Source organism: Ruegeria sp. A3M17 (assembly GCF_003318255.1).
GTDB lineage: Bacteria > Pseudomonadota > Alphaproteobacteria > Rhodobacterales > Rhodobacteraceae > Ruegeria.
Genome location: NZ_QOCF01000019.1, coordinates 1 through 17148, shown reverse-complemented (window position 1 = coordinate 17148; position 17148 = coordinate 1). Strand labels below are relative to the sequence as shown.

General features: G+C 58.4%; 14 protein-coding genes and 1 pseudogene. 5 read left to right on the top strand and 10 right to left on the bottom strand.

Annotated features, from left to right (window positions below):
• Positions 1-19: 19 nt before the first annotated feature.
• Positions 20-778 (bottom strand): Hint domain-containing protein, encoded by a 759-nt coding sequence (locus DS906_RS11325; RefSeq protein WP_233494762.1) that lies wholly within the window; start codon positions 776-778, stop codon positions 20-22.
• Between the two features lie 322 nt (positions 779-1100).
• Complete coding sequence (locus tag DS906_RS11320) at positions 1101-2036, bottom strand: DMT family transporter (protein ID WP_113790281.1); 936 nt, start codon at positions 2034-2036, stop codon at positions 1101-1103.
• A 153-nt stretch (positions 2037-2189) separates the two neighbouring features.
• On the opposite strand from DS906_RS11320, the gene DS906_RS11315 reads away from it, so the two are divergent.
• The gene (locus DS906_RS11315) at positions 2190-3203 is read left to right on the top strand and encodes a hypothetical protein (RefSeq protein WP_113790280.1); all 1014 of its coding nucleotides are present in this window, start codon (positions 2190-2192) and stop codon (positions 3201-3203) included.
• Between the two features lie 5 nt (positions 3204-3208).
• Here DS906_RS11315 and upp read toward each other — a convergent pair whose 3' ends face one another.
• The 7 genes from upp to DS906_RS11280 all read right to left on the bottom strand — a co-directional run bounded on the left by upp (position 3209) and on the right by DS906_RS11280 (position 9607).
• Entirely contained in the window at positions 3209-3841 is a 633-nt protein-coding gene (gene upp, locus DS906_RS11310; RefSeq protein WP_058274218.1) for a uracil phosphoribosyltransferase, read from the bottom strand.
• Positions 3838-4824 carry an adenosine deaminase gene (locus tag DS906_RS11305; protein ID WP_113790279.1) on the bottom strand — a complete coding sequence of 329 codons (987 nt, stop codon included), beginning with the start codon at positions 4822-4824 and terminating at the stop codon, positions 3838-3840. Before DS906_RS11305 ends, upp begins: the two co-directional genes overlap by 4 nt.
• Positions 4821-6032 carry a phosphopentomutase gene (locus tag DS906_RS11300; RefSeq protein WP_113790278.1) on the bottom strand — a complete coding sequence of 404 codons (1212 nt, stop codon included), beginning with the start codon at positions 6030-6032 and terminating at the stop codon, positions 4821-4823. The genes DS906_RS11305 and DS906_RS11300 overlap by 4 nt, the downstream gene beginning before the upstream one ends.
• Positions 6029-7336: a thymidine phosphorylase gene (locus DS906_RS11295; RefSeq protein WP_113790277.1), complete on the bottom strand. Its 1308-nt coding sequence runs from the start codon at positions 7334-7336 to the stop codon at positions 6029-6031. Before DS906_RS11295 ends, DS906_RS11300 begins: the two co-directional genes overlap by 4 nt.
• 4 nt (positions 7337-7340) lie before the next feature.
• On the bottom strand, positions 7341-7733 hold the full coding sequence (locus DS906_RS11290) for a cytidine deaminase (RefSeq protein ID WP_113790276.1): 393 nt from the start codon (positions 7731-7733) through the stop codon (positions 7341-7343).
• A gap of 103 nt (positions 7734-7836) precedes the next feature.
• Positions 7837-8940: a cupin domain-containing protein gene (locus DS906_RS11285; protein ID WP_113790275.1), complete on the bottom strand. Its 1104-nt coding sequence runs from the start codon at positions 8938-8940 to the stop codon at positions 7837-7839.
• Positions 8903-9607 carry a hypothetical protein gene (locus DS906_RS11280; RefSeq protein ID WP_113790274.1) on the bottom strand — a complete coding sequence of 235 codons (705 nt, stop codon included), beginning with the start codon at positions 9605-9607 and terminating at the stop codon, positions 8903-8905. Before DS906_RS11280 ends, DS906_RS11285 begins: the two co-directional genes overlap by 38 nt.
• A 185-nt stretch (positions 9608-9792) precedes the next feature.
• On the opposite strand from DS906_RS11280, the gene DS906_RS11275 reads away from it, so the two are divergent.
• The 3 genes from DS906_RS11275 to DS906_RS11260 all read left to right on the top strand — a co-directional run bounded on the left by DS906_RS11275 (position 9793) and on the right by DS906_RS11260 (position 15755).
• Positions 9793-12066, top strand: a complete 2274-nt coding sequence (locus DS906_RS11275) for an NADP-dependent malic enzyme (RefSeq protein ID WP_113790273.1) — start codon at positions 9793-9795, stop codon at positions 12064-12066.
• A gap of 274 nt (positions 12067-12340) precedes the next feature.
• A complete protein-coding gene (gene prpE / locus DS906_RS11265) occupies positions 12341-14230 on the top strand; it encodes a propionate-CoA ligase PrpE (protein WP_113790271.1) in 1890 nt (629 codons plus the stop codon).
• Between the two features lie 91 nt (positions 14231-14321).
• The gene (locus DS906_RS11260) at positions 14322-15755 is read left to right on the top strand and encodes an amidase family protein (RefSeq protein ID WP_113790270.1); all 1434 of its coding nucleotides are present in this window, start codon (positions 14322-14324) and stop codon (positions 15753-15755) included.
• A 258-nt stretch (positions 15756-16013) separates the two neighbouring features.
• On the opposite strand, the gene DS906_RS11255 is transcribed toward DS906_RS11260, so the two are convergent.
• Positions 16014-16775: an NAD kinase gene (locus tag DS906_RS11255; protein ID WP_233494761.1), complete on the bottom strand. Its 762-nt coding sequence runs from the start codon at positions 16773-16775 to the stop codon at positions 16014-16016.
• Positions 16776-16943: 168 nt separating this feature from the next.
• Between DS906_RS11255 and glyA the strand changes: the two are divergent.
• Positions 16944-17148, top strand: a pseudogene (gene glyA, locus DS906_RS11250) (serine hydroxymethyltransferase); the annotation flags it as partial.

The following is a 17148-nucleotide window of genomic DNA, read 5'->3' as shown; positions in this document are numbered from 1 at the left end:
ATCAATAGCTTTAAAAAAATTAGAATATCGGAGCAGGCCGCCCCGGCCGCCCAGGACGTCGCGTGCCCATAACAGGCCGCGCCGGAAATATCGGGTTCTGCATGATCGGCGCCGGTAGCGCGCCCAGTGAGTTCGCAAGCACTGCAATATCCCTGCTATGCGCGACCATGTCGATCAGATCTTCGGTCCGCTCGGCATCGACCACCTTGTATGAGGCGTTCGCGGGCCGGCTGTTCGACCCAAAGCGGCCCGCAGGACAAAAGGCGCGCAAGCCACCCTCAATATAGATCACTTCGTCTTGCTCAAAGAACAACGAACAAACTTCAAAGAGCAATGATGGCGCGCTGGACGAAAGTCGAAACGTTCCACTGAGAACCCGCGCAGGCACCACGGGCATGCTGATCGGCAGCGTGATCGGACCCTGGCTCAGCTTGGTGTTGTCCAACGCCACGCCCTGCTCTGGCATCAACCAGACCGGATCGCCGTTGTACAAGGTGTTCGACGGCACACGGACAGGTAAGTTTTCCGACCTGGACTCGCTGGCGGCGATTGCTATGCAATCCGTCGCAACCCGCGAGACTTCCCTGAACCCGTTGTCCATCGTGCGGATCAGATCGCCTACTTGCAATCCTTCAACGGGCTGCCAGCCGCGATCCGTCGCGATCTTTGTTCCGTGGACAAAACCACCCCGACGCGCGTTCAGCGAAACCGCAGGGTTGTCCTGCACTTGATGGTTCGGAACGGCCTCATAACTCAAAACACTCTGTACTTTTAACACGTGTCGCACCCACTTCTGACACAAAAACAACTACTCATAACGACTAGCACGACTTAACCATGGGCGACTTAATTTAGACACATTGCCGCCCAATTTGGGCTCTTAAAGCCGTGAAAAACAACAATTCTTTGAACAACACTGCGCAATTGGTAAAAATTGGCAGATTTTTGGAAACTATAATTAGCACCAGCGGTCATCCGTGCCGCCGAATCTGTCTGAGCCCGTCGGCTGAAATCGCGCGGGTCGTGTGACACCCATCGGTATCCAGTCTGAATGATCCCCGCTTGCCCACCCAAAACAAATGGCTGGCCTCAGGATACGGTTAAACCGGTTCTGCCCGGGCAGCCTCGCGCCCTGCACGCCATCCCAACAGGGCACCCGCGATTGCAATCAAACCAATCCCGGCAATCTGCATCGGCCCGATTGCCTGCCCGAAGGCCGCAAAAGCAAAGAGCGGACCAAAGATCATGACCGAGTACTCAAAGACCGCGACATAGGACGGCTCGCCCACCTGATAGGCCTTGATCAACATGAAGACGGCAATCGTGGAACCAACCGCCTGTATTGCGATCCACAGCAATGCGGGCTGCATCTGCCAGACCCACCCCCGGGCGGCGAAGCCGTCGGGGCCATCCGGCGCGGCCACCGGAATCAGCTCGAGAACCAGAAGACCGATCCCCCCGGCCGCCCCCAGCGTGATGATCATCGCGGCCAACAGAGCGACAGTGCTTTCATCCGAACAGTGGCTGCGCGTGATAACGGCACTCAACGCGTAGAACAGGCCCCCGGCGACCGGCAACAGGCTGCGGGTATCGAAATCGTAGGGGTCAAGCTGTAACACGCACAGAATTCCCACAAACCCCAGTAGAACCGCAACAATACGCCAAGGACCAATCCGCTGCTTCATTGCCAGGGCCGAGATCAAGAGGACAAAAATCGGCGATGTGAACAACCCGGCCAGCGCCTGCGCAATCGGCATGACCGCAAGCGATGCGAAATAGAACAACATGGCCAGGGTGATCAGTACGCTGCGCAGAATCACCGGACCAAATCGTTTCGGGCGCATACTGCCCAGCCCCAAAAGCGACAGACCAAAAATCAGCGGCAACATTAGCAACGCGCGGCTCAGGTGAAATTGCCACAGGCCAACCGTTTCCGCCAACAGGATCACCACATTGTCGATCACCCCGATGATCGCCATGGCGCTGATCATCAGCACCGATGCCAGTATCGGTGAGGTCTGAGTGTCCGCCTGCATCTTTCGCCTCGGTAAAATGGTGGGGCACGACAGGACAACCCTGCACGTGTCGTTGTATCCAGCACATTTATCGCAGACGGCGCAACTGGTTTGCGCCCTTTGAATTTACCATGTTAAGCTGGGGCAAAATAATAACGAGCAAACTTCACCTTGATGACGGCTCTGAAACAGTACGAACGGATCGAAGCCACCGGTCTGTGGCGCCCCTCGCCCGACGTGCAGCGGCGCGAGGTTGTGGTGTCGATTGGCGAAGCAACGCTGACGATTTCTGATTTCAACGATCGGGCATTGACCCATTGGTCATTGGCTGCGCTGGAACGACAGAACCCAGGACTTTATCCCGCAATCTTTAACCCGGACGGCGACCCCGACGAAACGCTGGAGCTGGAAGAAACAGAGACCACGATGATCGCGGCGATCGACCGTTTGCAAAAGGCAATTGATCGGTCGCGCCCGCATCCCGGACGGTTGCGCTGGCTTAGTGTTGCGGGAGTGGTTGCTGCAGTTGCCGCACTATTGCTGTTTTGGGTTCCGGCCGCACTGCAAAGCCACGTCGTTTCTGTTGTCCCCGAGATCAAGCGATACGATATCGGGGATGCGATCCTGCACCGAATTGAACGGGTTTCGGGTGTTTCGTGCACCTCCGAGGATGCACAGGCTGCGTTGGATCAACTGGCAGCCCGAACCGGAGTGCGAGAGGTCGTTATTCTGCCCGCTGGGGTACAAACAAGCCTCGGCCTGCCTGGTGGGATCATTCTGTTGAACCGCTCATTGGTTGAAGATCACGAGGACCCATCCATCGCCGCCGGTTACATCATCGCCGAACGCGCGCGGGCTGCCGCACAGGATCCCTTGGACGAAGTACTGGACCGAACCGGCCCAACTACGGCGTTTCGCCTGCTGACAACCGGAGAGCTGACGCCCGAGATCGTTGACGCCTATACCGAACAGGTCTTGTCAGAACCGCGCCCAACTTTGTCCGATCAAGCTTTGCTAGAGGTTTTTGCCCAGGCGGCGCTGCCTTCAACGCCATATGCCTATGCTGTGGATGTCACGGGGGAAGACACTCTAGGCTTGATCGAGGCCGACCCGATGGCCGGGCGCCCGCTGCCGCAAGTGCTGCCGGACCGCGATTGGGTCCGGCTGCAGAATATCTGTGGCGAGTAAACCGATTACTTGGTGCCAAACATCCGGTCGCCGGCATCGCCCAACCCAGGCATGATATACCCTTTTGAGTTCAGCTCGCGATCCAGCGACGCCGTGACGATGTTCACGTCAGGATGCGCCTCTTTCATGCGGGCGACGCCTTCGGGCGCGGCCAACAGGCAGAGGAAACGGATATCCGTCGCCCCGGCTTCTTTCAGCAAATCAATCGCCGCAGCCGAGCTGTTGCCGGTTGCCAGCATCGGATCAACCGCGATGACCAGCCGATCCTTCAGACCTTCAGGCGCTTTGAAGTAGTATTGCACAGGCTTCAGGGTTTCTTCGTCGCGGTACAGCCCGACAAACCCGACACGGGCCGAGGGAACCAGTTCCAGCACCCCGTCCAGCATTCCGTTGCCCGCACGCAGGATCGACACCAGAGCCAGTTTTTTACCGGCCAGAATGGGGGCGTCCATTTCCTCCATTGGGGTTTCGATGTGGCGGGTGGTCAGCTTCAGTTCACGCGTGACCTCATAGGCCAGCAACAGGGTGATTTCGCGCAGCAGCTGTCGGAAAACAGCGGTCGAGGTGCCCTTGTCCCGCATGAGCGTCAGTTTGTGCTGCACCAGCGGGTGGTCAACGACGGTCAGGTGTTCGCTCATGTTCTCTCCAGTCTTTTCTTGACCCGTTCGCGGGTTTCATCATCGCAGAAGGCCGCGTTCAGGGCTGTGTCGTTCAGGGCCGCAAAATCCTCGGCGTCCCAGCCAAAGGCCTGATGCAACATCTCATATTCGCGCCGCATGGTGGTATGGAAAAACGGCGGATCGTCGGTGGAAACTGTGACGTTCACGCCCTGATCGCGCAACCGGGCAATCGGATGTGCCGCAAAATCGGGAAACAGGCCCAGAACCACGTTGGAACCGGGGCAGACTTCAAGCGTGACTTCGCGGTCGACAAGTTCCCGGATCAGATCGTCGTCCTCGATGGCCCGCACGCCGTGGCCGACCCGTTCGACACCGAGGTCCCGAACAGCATCGCGTACGCTTTCGGGCCCGCCGAACTCTCCGGCATGGGTGGTCAGGCGCAACCCAGCTTCGCGAGCGCATTCAAAGGCCCATTTGTAATCGCCCTGCGTCCCGACGCCCTCATTACCGCCCATGCCAAACCCGGTGATCCAGTCACCGGCGGTTTCCGCTGCGCAATAGGCGCTTTGTTTCGCCTGTTCGGGTCCGAAATGCCGGACGCACGTGACAACGCCGCGCAGGGTGATATCGAACTTGCGCTCGGCCTCGTCTGCCGCATCCTGAATGGCGTTCAGATAGTCACGCCAGGCGTGCACATCCCCGCCGCCGCAGAAATCAGGGCTGAGGAAAGTTTCCGAATAGACCACCCCATTCGCAGCACTTTCCTCCAGAATGGCCAAAGTCAGACGGCGGAAATCCTCGGGTGATTTAAGCACCTCGCAGGCGGCCTCGTAGACACTGAGAAAGTGGGCGAAGTCGCGGAAGTCATAACTTCCGTCTGATTTAAAAATACCGCTCAGGTCTATGCGCTTTTCATGCGCAAGCTGGCGGATGAATTCAGGCGGTGCTGCCCCTTCATGGTGCAGGTGCAACTCGATTTTGGGTAGGTCTGCGACGGTCATAGAAAACTCTTCCCCGGCCCTTGTGCCGGAATGTTCAGATGGTGTGCGATACTTGCGGCGACATCGGCAAAATCGACGGCCCCGATTTTGCCCGTGCCCTGCCCCGCGATCAGAACGGGCGCCTGTTCGCGCGTGTGGTCGGTTCCGATCCAACTGGGGTCATTGCCGTGATCGGCGGTCAAAAGCATAAGATCGCCCGGGCGCAGCTTGTTCAGAATCAAACCGATCTCGCGGTCGAACCATTCCAAGGCGCGGGCATAGCCGCTGATATCACGGCGGTGGCCATAGAGGCTGTCGAATTCAACAAAATTGGCGAAGGTCAGGCTGCCTTCTTCGGCCTGATCGACCAAATCGGACAAGTGGCCCATCAACTCGGCATCCGACCCTTTGCGTAGCGTGTCGATCCCCTGCATCGAGAAGATGTCACCGATCTTGCCCACCGCATGGACGCGGCGTCCCGCATCCTGCACCCAATTGGTCAAAACCGGCGCCGGCGGCAGGATAGCAAAATCCTTTCGGTTGGTGGTGCGGGTAAAGCCCTGATCGGGTGAGCCTATGAATGGTCGCGCGATCACCCGCCCCACTTTCATCTCATGCAACCGCGGGGCAAGCGCCTTGCACATGTCCAGCAGGCGGTCGAGGCCAAAGCTCTCTTCATGTGCCGCGATCTGGAACACGCTGTCGGCGGAAGTGTAGCAGATTGGCCAACCGGTCCGCATATGCTCGGCTCCCAATTCGGCGATAATGGTCGTGCCCGAGGCGTGACAGTCACCCAGAATACCGTCTGTACCGGCCACCTCAGCTGCAGCACGGGATAGATCAGCAGGGAAGGTTGGCGGGGTATCCGGGAAATAATGCCAATCCCACGGCACCGGCAGACCGGCCAGCTCCCAGTGGCCCGAAGGCGTATCCTTGCCCAGTGAATGCTCTGTCGCGCACCCCCAGCGCCCAGACGGATCGACCTCCAAGCCCGGCGTTTCTGACCCCGATGCCAACCGCGTTGCGGCCCCCAGTCCCAGCGCATCCAAGTTTGGCAGGTACAGTGGACCTGAGCGCCCGTCATCAGCCCGCCCTTCGGCGCAGGCCTGTGAAATATGGGCCAGTGTGTTTGCACCCGTGTCCGACACATCGCCATTAAAGAACCGATCAGCATCCGGCGCGCCGCCGATGCCAACCGAGTCCATCACCACAAGAAACGCGCGGGTCACGGCGTAATCCTTTCGTGGACAAGAGTGGGCTCTGCCGGGGCATCGGCACCTATCGTGATCGCGCTGAGAACGCTCTCGGCGGCCCGCCGCGCGGCATCCTCCCGCGAAGCGTGGATTACCGCCAAAGGCGCGCCCTTCTCGACTTTGTCGCCCAGCCGGACGATGTCAGACAGACCCACGGCCGGGTTGATGACGTCGTCTTCAACCTGCCGTCCGCCGCCCAGTGCAACAACTGTCAGGCCCAGCGCCTCACCGTTAATGGCAGTGATGTGCCCGTTGGTCGGTGCCGGAACTTCAAGGATCACGCTGGCCTCTGGCAAGTACCGGGACCAGTTGTCAACAAACTGCAGCGGCGCGCCTACGGCTGCCATCATACGCCCAAAGCGTTCCGCCGCACGACCATCGCGGATGACATCCGTGATCTTGTCGCGCCCTTCATCGGCAGTTGCGAACATCCCCGCATCCGCCAGCAGAACCCCGCCCAATTCGGCCGAGATTTCGGCCAGCGGGGCATAGGGGTCTTGCGTCATGACCTTCATCACCTCGGCCACCTCCAGTGCATTCCCCAGCGCAGGCGCCAAAGGTTGGTGCATATCGGTGATGACGGCCGAGGTCCGGCAACCTGCTGCATTCGCAGTTTCCGACAGGGCCTTTGCCAGTTTGCGCGCATCATCCAACGTTTTCATAAACGCGCCGCTGCCGACCTTGACGTCCAGCACCAAAGCCTCGGGGCTGGCGGCCAGTTTCTTGGACAGGATCGACGCTGTGATCAGGTCCAGGCTTTCAACGGTCGCCGTCACATCACGGATCGCATAAAGGCGTTTGTCTGCCGGGGCGATCTGCCCCGTGGCCCCGACAATGGCTGCGCCGGTTTCGCGCAAAATCTGCGTCAGGCGGTCCTGACCGATCTGGGTGCTGACGCCGGGAATGGCCTCAAGCTTGTCCAGCGTACCGCCAGTATGACCCAGACCCCGTCCCGAGATCATGGGGACATAAGCCCCCATCTCAGCCAGAGCAGGGGCGAGCACAAGGCTTACGCTATCTCCCACCCCACCGGTCGAGTGTTTGTCGATTACCGGGCCATCGAAATCCCAGCTCAGCACGTCGCCGCTGTCGCGCATTGCAATCGTCAGATCGGCGCGCCCTTTGGTGCCCAATCCGCCCATGCAGACGGCCATGGCGAAAGCGCCCGCTTGAGCGTCGCTGACTCCGCCATCGGCCAATCCTTGCGCGAACCAGTTCAGCTCATCTCCGGTCGGCACTTCGTTCCGGCGCAGTTTTGCAATGATCGAACGGGCGTCCATCGGATCAGACGTCCTCCATGTGCGAGGCGTCGAATGCGCCGGGCAACAATTGCCCAATCGTGGTTACAAACTCGGTGCCATCCACCGTCGCCAGCGTCACCTTGACATCCCGCTTGCCAAATTCGGCCAGCTTTTGCCGGCAACCGCCACACGGCGGCACCGGTTGCGGGCTTGAGGCAACAACATAGACCTCGGACAGTTCCTGTTCGCCCGCAGCGACCATCGCGGCAATAGCTCCGGCCTCGGCACAGGTGCCCTCGGGATACGCCACATTTTCCACGTTACAGCCGGAATAGACCGCACCGTCTGCGGACCGGATCGCCGCCCCAACCTTGAAGTTGGAATAAGGCGCATAGGCTTTTTCCCGGACAGACAGTGCTGCATCTTTCAAAGTCATGGCGATTCCCCGTTTTTGATCAACTGGTCAGAAAATCACACCCTAAAGGAAACTGCCCGGGGAGTTGAACCCCCGCGCGCAAGATTCCCAGGCAAATTCTCACCTAACCCAGGTTGGTATTGAAGACCCCCGGAAGGGTGACTTCAAGCAATTCGACATCATCGGAAGGTTCGGACAGTTTGGTGCGCATGCCAGGCGGGATCACGAACGCATCCCCTTGTTCCAGACGGTAGGGGTCGCGCCCTTCACCTTCCAGAGTTACCTCACCCGTCATGACGAAGGTAAAATGGATATCCGTGTCATGCGTCGCCCAGACCGGTTCACCCTGCCCTTTTCGTACGACCTGCACGCCTGCAACACCCTTGGTATTCTCGGCAATTGTCGTGTCGTGACAGATGTATCCTGGCTGGCGGAATGGTCCCCACTCTGAATTCTCGGCTTTGTTATAAACAAAACGCTGCCCTTGCCATTCGCGGTCCGGGCGGAAATTCGGCGTAGGCAGTTCCATCTCGTGGTCGATTTCGGTGACATGTTCGGCGGGAACACCGATTTCGATAACCTGAACATTATCCGAGGCTTCAAGAACCCGGTGGCGGATTTCTGGGGGTTGGATAAAGCAATCCCCGGCTGTCAGGCGCATTTTGTCGCCCTGATCCTCGTAGACGACGTCGACCCAACCATGGATGCAGAAGATCAGTTGAAACCCGACCTTGTGGAAATGCACCATATCCGGCACCGGGCCGCCATCGGGGATACGGATATGGCTGGCGATGATCGATCCACCCAGCCGATCTGGCACCAGATCGCGGTAATGCATCCCCGCCCGCCCGATGATCCAGGGCGCCTGATCCTTGAGCCTGCGAACCACAAAGGAATGCACCGTTTCTGGCATCACCAATGGGGGATTCAGTTCATCAATCTCGACCCGTGTACCATTGGGCGCGACCAGAGTCCGCTGTCCGCCCGCAAAACCGTCAGGATCGTCTGTCAGGATGCGGATCGTGCCTGCCGCCTCAGGCGCATCCCTCTCAACCCGAAGGCGCAACCCGTGGCCTGAAAACACGGCAACACTCGGATCGTCGGCGGGATAGATCATATCCATCCTCATTCCGAGGGTCTTCGTGAAAAACGGGATATCGTCGCGCAGTTCGCCGGTGGGCAGTCGGATTTCAGCGCGCGTCTGGCTGTTGTTTCTGGTCGAGGTCATTCAGCGTCTCTTCGGCATCGGATTTTGGCCATCCGATCAGAACAGAGGCCAAAATGCCAATCGAAAAGAACATCTCAAGCGTTTCTTCCAGAACAAAGAACCGCACAGTCATAAGTGTGGACAGATCTGCCTGGTAGATTCCGGAAACTTCCTCGAGCAGCTGAGCGGTTACCGCCAGCAATCCCGCCAGCACGAAAATTACGAAAAAAGGCGCCCGTCGCTTTACCGCCCGCCATGCCGTCGGGGCTCCATGCCATAGGGCACCTCCGATTACGATGACGGTCAGAACAACCCGGACCGACGTCATATCAAGCACACTGTCCAAACCGTTAAGGACCCAATATGGTAGGCTGTCGACTGGATAGACATCCGCCTCAAGCTCTCTTTCCGCAAGCAACAGACAGACCAGCGCGATATAAAGACGGGTGATGCCGGGATAGCGCCAGAGCGCGGCCAAGCCCGCGGCAAAAAGCCCAGCGGCCGAGATCGTTTCGAACAATCCGCCCTCTTCGTTCAGAGCAAGGGCTTGAACCGGCCAGATACTGACGGCGGCAAGGACAAGGATGGCGATCAGCAAAACCGATACGTAAGCGGCGCGATCCTGACCAACGGCAACTTGCTCCGACGGGAAGGCAGTCCCGCCCTGAAATTCATCTTTATAGCTCATTTATGGCTTTCAGTGCTCGACAGGTCTAGGTTGGTTCCAAAGTTGCCCGAATGTAAAAGCAATACGACGCTTTTCAACGGGATGTCGGTGAACTTTAGCGAAACTGTTGCAAAATGACGTAGCGTAGCCAAAGCCGGGGAAATAGTTTAACACTAAATCAAATTTTCTGAGGAGTTGAGTCACCGATGTCGGACACACCCAGCCTGCGGCAGGCCGCGCTAGAATATCACGCCCACCCAAAGCCCGGTAAGCTTGAAATCAAAGCGACAAAACCGATGGCGAACGGCCGCGATCTGGCACGTGCCTATTCGCCCGGTGTGGCAGAGGCCAGCCTGGAAATCAAAGCGGATCCCGCCAACGCCGAGCTGTATACCGCACGCGGGAACCTGGTAGCGGTCGTCTCGAACGGGACAGCTGTTTTGGGGCTGGGAAACATCGGCGCGCTTGCCTCCAAACCAGTGATGGAAGGCAAGGCCGTCCTGTTCAAGAAATTCGCCGGGATCGATTGCTTTGACATCGAGGTCGATCAACCCGACCCCGAGAAACTGGCCGATATCGTTTGCGCATTGGAACCGACCTTTGGCGCGATCAACCTTGAAGACATCAAAGCGCCTGACTGTTTTATTGTCGAAAAGCTGTGCCGTGAACGGATGAATATCCCTGTCTTTCATGACGACCAGCACGGCACCGCGATTGTCGTGGGTGCCGCGGCCAAGAATGCGCTGCACGTCGCCGGCAAAAATTTTGAAGACGTCAAGGTTGTCTCAACCGGTGGCGGCGCGGCTGGAATTGCCTGCCTGATGATGCTGGTCAAACTGGGCGTCAAGCGCGAGAATATCTGGCTGTGCGACATTCACGGGCTTGTCTATGAAGGCCGTGAAGAGGACATGAACCCGCACAAGGATCAATTCGCACAAAAAACGGATTTGCGCACGCTGGACGATGTAATCGGCGATGCAGACCTGTTCCTTGGCCTTAGCGGGCCGAACGTCCTGAAGCCTGAGATGGTTGAGAAGATGACCAAGCGCCCGATCATCTTCGCGCTGGCTAATCCAAGCCCGGAAATTTTGCCACAAGCGGCACGCGAAGTCGCGCCAGACGCGATCATCGCCACGGGCCGCAGCGACTTTCCCAATCAGGTCAACAACGTTCTGTGTTTCCCCTTCATATTCCGGGGCGCGCTGGATGTGGGCGCGACCGAGATCAACGACGAAATGCAGATCGCTTGCGTGGACGGGATCGCCGAGATGGCCCGCGCCACGACCAGCGCCGAGGCGGCTGCGGCCTATAAAGGTGAGCAACTGACTTTTGGCCCCGATTATCTGATCCCTAAACCCTTTGACCCGCGCCTTGTCGGCGTCGTGTCCTCGGCCGTTGCCAAAGCTGCGATGGAAAGCGGTGTGGCCAAGCGCCCGATCGACGACTTCGAGGCATACAAAGAGCGGCTGAATCAGTCCGTATTCAAGTCTGCCCTGCTGATGCGCCCGGTCTTTGAGGCCGCGGCCGTAGCCTCGCGCCGGATCGTGTTTGCCGAGGGTGAGGACGAGCGCGTTCTGCGCGCAGCTCAGGCCATTCTCGAGGAAACAACCGAAACCCCGATCCTGATCGGCCGCCCCGAAGTGATCAACGCACGATGCGAGCGGTTGGGGCTGACGGTCCGTCCCGGCAAGGACTTCCAGATCGTGAACCCGCAAGACGACCCGCGATATTATGACTATTGGAACTCGTATCACGAGATCATGCAGCGCCGCGGCGTCACGCCGGATCTGGCCAAGGCGATCATGCGCACGAACAACACGGCCATTGCGGCTATCATGGTGCAACGCGGTGAGGCAGACAGCATGATCTGCGGCACCTTTGGCGAGTATCGTTGGCACCTGAACTACGTAGAACAGGTTCTGGGCGATGGCGATCTTCACCCGCATGGCGCGCTGTCGCTGATGATCCTCGAGGACGGACCGCTGTTCATTGCCGATACCCATGTTCGGCAGCTACCCACCCCAGAAGAGCTTGCCGAGTCGACCATTGGCGCCGCGCGCCATGTTCGTCGGTTCGGGATCGAGGCCAAGATCGCCTTCTGTTCGCAATCGCAGTTTGGAAACCAAGCAGAGGGATCAGGCAAAAGGTTGCGGGCGGCAATTGATATCCTCGACGCCGAGCCGCGCGATTTCACATATGAAGGTGAAATGAACCTGGATCTGGCCCTCGACCCTGAACTGCGTTCGCGGATCTTCCCGAACTCGCGCCTGAAAGGAACGGCAAACGTTCTGATCTTTGCCCATGCAGATGCGGCGAGCGGAGTACGCAATATCCTGAAAATGAAGGCCGATGGTCTGGAAGTCGGTCCTATCCTGATGGGCATGGGCAACAAGGCGCATATCGTGACACCGTCGATCACAGCACGCGGTTTGCTGAATATGGCGGCGATCGCGGGTACACCCGTAACGCATTACGGTTAATTTACCTGAACACAGTATTCAGGGCGCCAGTATCGGCGCCCTGTTTGATTCAAAGCAGGCAAAAATTTGCACGCCAAAATATTCAACTTTGCAAAAGCGCAAAATCGATCTTCAAAAGTCAGCAAAAAGGCGATGATTTGCAAAAATTTGCAGGCCAACCTGCGGATTCTTGCAAATTTTTTGCGATAAAGTGACGCTCCGTCAAAGCGCTCGCTTGTGCGGTGCCCCCTGGCCACATAACACATTTCTCAAGGAGATTTAGGAGGAGTTCACCGTGGCATATCAGGACATTTACGAAGGCTGGAAATCGGACCCAGAGGCTTTTTGGATGAACGCCGCAAAGGCAATTGACTGGATTCAACCGCCGACCAAAGCCCTGTTTGACGACAACGCCCCTTTGTATGAGTGGTTCAGCGATGCCAAGGTGAACACTTGCTGGAACGCGGTCGACCGGCATGTCGAAAACGGCCGCGGCGATCAGGCCGCAATCATCTATGACAGCCCGATTACCCACACCAAGCGCGAGATTTCATATGTCGAACTGCGCAACCGCGTGGCCAATCTGGCCGGGGCATTGCGCGCCAAGGGCGTCGAAAAGGGCGACCGTGTCATTATCTATATGCCGATGATCCCCGAAGCGCTGGAGGCCATGCTCGCCTGCGCCCGTCTGGGAGCCGTGCACTCGGTGGTTTTCGGCGGTTTTGCCAGCAATGAGCTGGCTGTCCGGATCGACGACGCCAAGCCCAAGGCGATCATCGCCGCATCCTGCGGGATGGAACCAGGTCGCGTCGTGCATTACAAGCCGCTGCTGGACGGGGCCATCGACATGGCCAACCACAAGCCAGAGTTCTGCGTGGTCTTCCAGCGCGAACAGGAAGTGGCACAATTAATTGAAGGGCGCGACTACAATTGGCATGGCTTCCAATATGGTGTCGAACCGGCAGAATGCGTTCCAGTCGATGGCAATGATCCGGCGTACATCCTGTATACTTCCGGCACCACCGGCGCGCCCAAGGGCGTTGTACGCCCGACTGCAGGCCATTTGGTGGCGCTGAACTGGACGATGAAGAACATCTACGATGTCGATCCGGGCGACGTGTTCTGGGCGGCCTCGGATGTGGGCTGGGTCGTTGGACACTCCTACATTTGTTACGCCCCGCTCATACACGGAAACACGACGATTGTGTTCGAAGGCAAACCCGTTGGCACGCCCGATGCAGGCACGTTCTGGCGGGTGATTTCCGAGCACAAGGTCAAAAGTTTTTTCACCGCCCCGACCGCCATCCGCGCCGTGAAGCGTGAAGACCCCAAGGGGGAAATACTGGCGAAGTATGACCTCTCCTGCTTGCGCGCGTTGTATCTGGCAGGTGAGCGGGCTGATCCCGATACGATCGAATGGGCGCAGGACGCGCTGAAGGTGCCGGTGATCGATCATTGGTGGCAGACCGAAACAGGGTGGACCATCGCCGGCAACCCACTGGGGATTGAGGAACTGCAGGTCAAGCTGGGCTCGCCCGCCAAACCGATGCCGGGCTATGACGTGCAGATATTGGACGAAGGTGGTCATCCGATGAAACCTGGTGAGCTGGGCGCAATTGCGATCAAGCTCCCCCTGCCCCCGGGCACCTTGCCAACGCTGTGGAATGCCGAGGATCGGTTCAAAAGTTCATACCTGAACCAATTCCCCGGTTATTACGAGACCGGCGATGCAGGCATGGTCGACGAGGATGGGTACCTTTACATCATGGCGCGCACCGATGACGTGATCAACGTCGCTGGCCACCGCCTGTCGACCGGCGGGATGGAAGAGGTTCTGGCCGCCCACCCCGACGTAGCCGAATGTGCAGTGATCGGTGTGACGGACCAGTTGAAAGGTCAAATGCCGGTGGGGTTCCTTTGCCTGAACGCCGGCTGTGACCGCGACCATGGCGAGGTGGTTCAAGACGTCGTCAAACTGGTGCGCGAAAAGATCGGGCCGGTCGCAGCGTTCAAACTAGCCGTGGTGGTAGACCGCCTTCCCAAGACCCGCTCGGGTAAGATCCTGCGCGGAACGATGGTGTCGATTGCGGACAGCAAGGACTACAAGATGCCAGCCACCATCGATGACCCGGCTATTCTGGACGAGATCACCGACGCGTTGAAAACCCTTGGCTACGCTCAGTAGCAGACATGCGGGCGACGATCCGTCGCCCGCATGTCTTTCTCTTGCAACCTGAAACAAGCCCCCTACTGTCATCCCAAGACAGCGAGGGCCCATGACACAAACCGATATCTGGCGGCTGAACGCCACCGACCTGACTACCTTAACCCGCAGCGGTGAGTTGAGCGCATTAGAGGTCACCCAAAATGCCATCGACCGGATGCATCAGGTAAACCTAGACCTGAATGCGGTGGTCGAGGACCTGAGCACCGAAGCGCTGGAACGCGCACGTGATCTGGATGCGGCTGTGGCTGGCGGCGCCCCTGCTGGTCCGCTGCACGGTGTTCCTGTCACCATCAAGATTAACGTCGATCAAAAGGGGCGCGCGACCTCAAACGGTGTGGTGGCCCTGAAAGATGTAATCGCACCCGACGATGCGCCCGTTGTGCGCAACCTGCAGAATGCCGGGGCCATCGTGATCGGACGGACGAACACGCCGGAATTCTCATTCCGCGCCGATACCGACAACCCGCTGCATGGACGGACACATAACCCGTGGGGCCGCCATATCTCGCCCGGTGGGTCTTCGGGCGGGGCCGGTGCGGGCGTGATGGCAGGGATAGGTGCGCTTGCGCACGGCAACGACATCGGCGGCAGTCTGCGGTTTCCCGCGGCGGCCAATGGCGCGGTCACAGTCAAACCAGGGCTGGGGCGCGTCCCTGCGTGGAACCCCAGCCAACAGGTCGAACGCGGAATTCTGGCACAATCCATGTCGGTCCAGGGGCTGATCACCCGCTCGGCCTCCGACTTGCATCTGTCCATGCCCAGCCTGATCGCCGCCGACCCGCGCGATCCGTTTCACGTTTCAATGCCGTGGCGCGGGGAAGCCATGGAAGATCCGATCAAAGTGGCCTTCACCAAAAACACCTTCGGCTATGCGCTGCACCCCGAGGTCGACAAGGCGTTGGACACGGCCCGCGATGCGCTGGTCGACGCCGGTTATCTAGTGGAAGAGATCGACCCGCCGGATGTATTCGAGTGTGGTCGGTCAGGGTATCGCGCCTTGATGGGCGAAGTCCTGACATTGATGCAAAACGACATCAAGGCAGCAGGATCTGATACCATTCGTGACATCTTTGACGTCTATTTTCAGGAATTCCCGCCCATCGTGGACACCGACCTGATCCGAATGCTGGCCAAACGCAGCCACTATGCCCGTGAATGGTCGTTGTTTATGGAAGACTACGCTTTGGTCCTGTCGCCTTTCCTGCCGCAACCGTTCTTCAAGCCGGATCGGGACACCGAAGGCGTCGAAGGGGTGCACGAGGTTCTTGGCTGCGCCGTGTATTCCTATGCGATGAACTTTCTGGGCCTGCCCGCCGCTTGCGTTCCAGCGCGGCTGGCGGATTTGCCCAGCGGCCCGCAGCCGATCAATGTCCAGATCGCTTCCCGCCGCTGGCGTGAAGATATGGCCGTGGATGCCGCCGCCGCAATTGAGGCGCGCGTCGGTCAGATGTGCTTGCCGTTGTGGGAGAAAATGGGCACGTAGTGCGGCCCAAAACGAAAATAGACCCCGGGTTATTGTGCCCGGGGTCCGCTTACTAAAATAAGCCCAGATATCATTAACGAGCGTAGCACCACCTACCCTCGCCAGCGCGTAAACTGCGCAATCGTTCGAAAACGTCGTTTGGTGGCCACTCACTCCCACCGAGACGTGTTCTCCGGGCAAGTTCAGATTAGCGGAAAGTTAATGAAGCTCATGTGAACTGCTTCACACAAGTTCTAAAAAATTCGTAAGTCCCAAAATTTAGGTGAATTGCTCAGATATCAGGCGCTCTTCCAACCCATGCCCCGGGTCGAACAAAATGCGGTGCTGGATAGCAGGCTCAGAGCGGATCTCGACCCAGTCGATATCAGCGAAAGACACCGAATCTGCATCCGCCATGACCGGGCGTTTGTCTGCATCCAAAACATCAAAACGCACCTTGGCGATCTTGGGCAACAGAGCGCCGCGCCACCGGCGCGGTCTGAACGCAGCAATAGCCGTCAGGGCAAGAACATCTGATCCAATTGGCAGAATCGGCCCATGGGCCGAGTAGTTATAGGCGGTCGATCCGGCGGGCGTGGACAACAACGCGCCATCACAAACCAGCTCATCCATGCGAACACGGCCATCGACGCTTATCCTGAGGCGCGCGGCTTGTGGTCCTGCGCGTAGCAGCGAGACCTCATTGATCGCCAGCGCCTCGTGCGTCTTACCTGACTGATCCATCGCACGCATGGCCAGTGGGTTGATGACTTCTTCCTCGGCTTCATCAAGACGGGCCATCAGGTCGGATTCGTGAAATTCGTTCATCAGAAAGCCGATTGTGCCGCGATTCATGCCATAAACCGGCGTGTCCAGGTGCTGCATGCTGTGCAGCGTATGGAGCATGAACCCGTCGCCGCCCAAAGCCACCACCACATCAGCATCCCGCGGGGCAGCATTACCATAACGTTTTACCAGAGTATCTCGGGCGGTTTGGGCCACTTTGACGTCACTGGCAAGAAAAGCGATTCTCTGGATCATTTGCTGCGGTTTCCGGTCTTGCACATTTGGTTCCGAAACAACCATACCTTTCCCCGATAAGCCAGACTTGACGCCGCAGCGGGCCAATTCGTCGCTTTAAAGCTTTTGCGCATGTACCGTTTCCGATAGGAAATCCGCAAGATTCTTACCCAGCCATGTGGAGCCCCCATGAACGCCAATCTCCGTGATACCGGATTTTTCACCCAGTCCCTGTCTGACCGTGATCCCGAGCTGTTCGGCTCGATCACATCCGAGCTGGGTCGTCAGCGCGACGAGATCGAGCTGATCGCATCCGAAAACATCGTCTCTGCCGCCGTGATGGAAGCGCAAGGCTCGGTGATGACCAACAAATATGCCGAAGGCTATCCCGGTC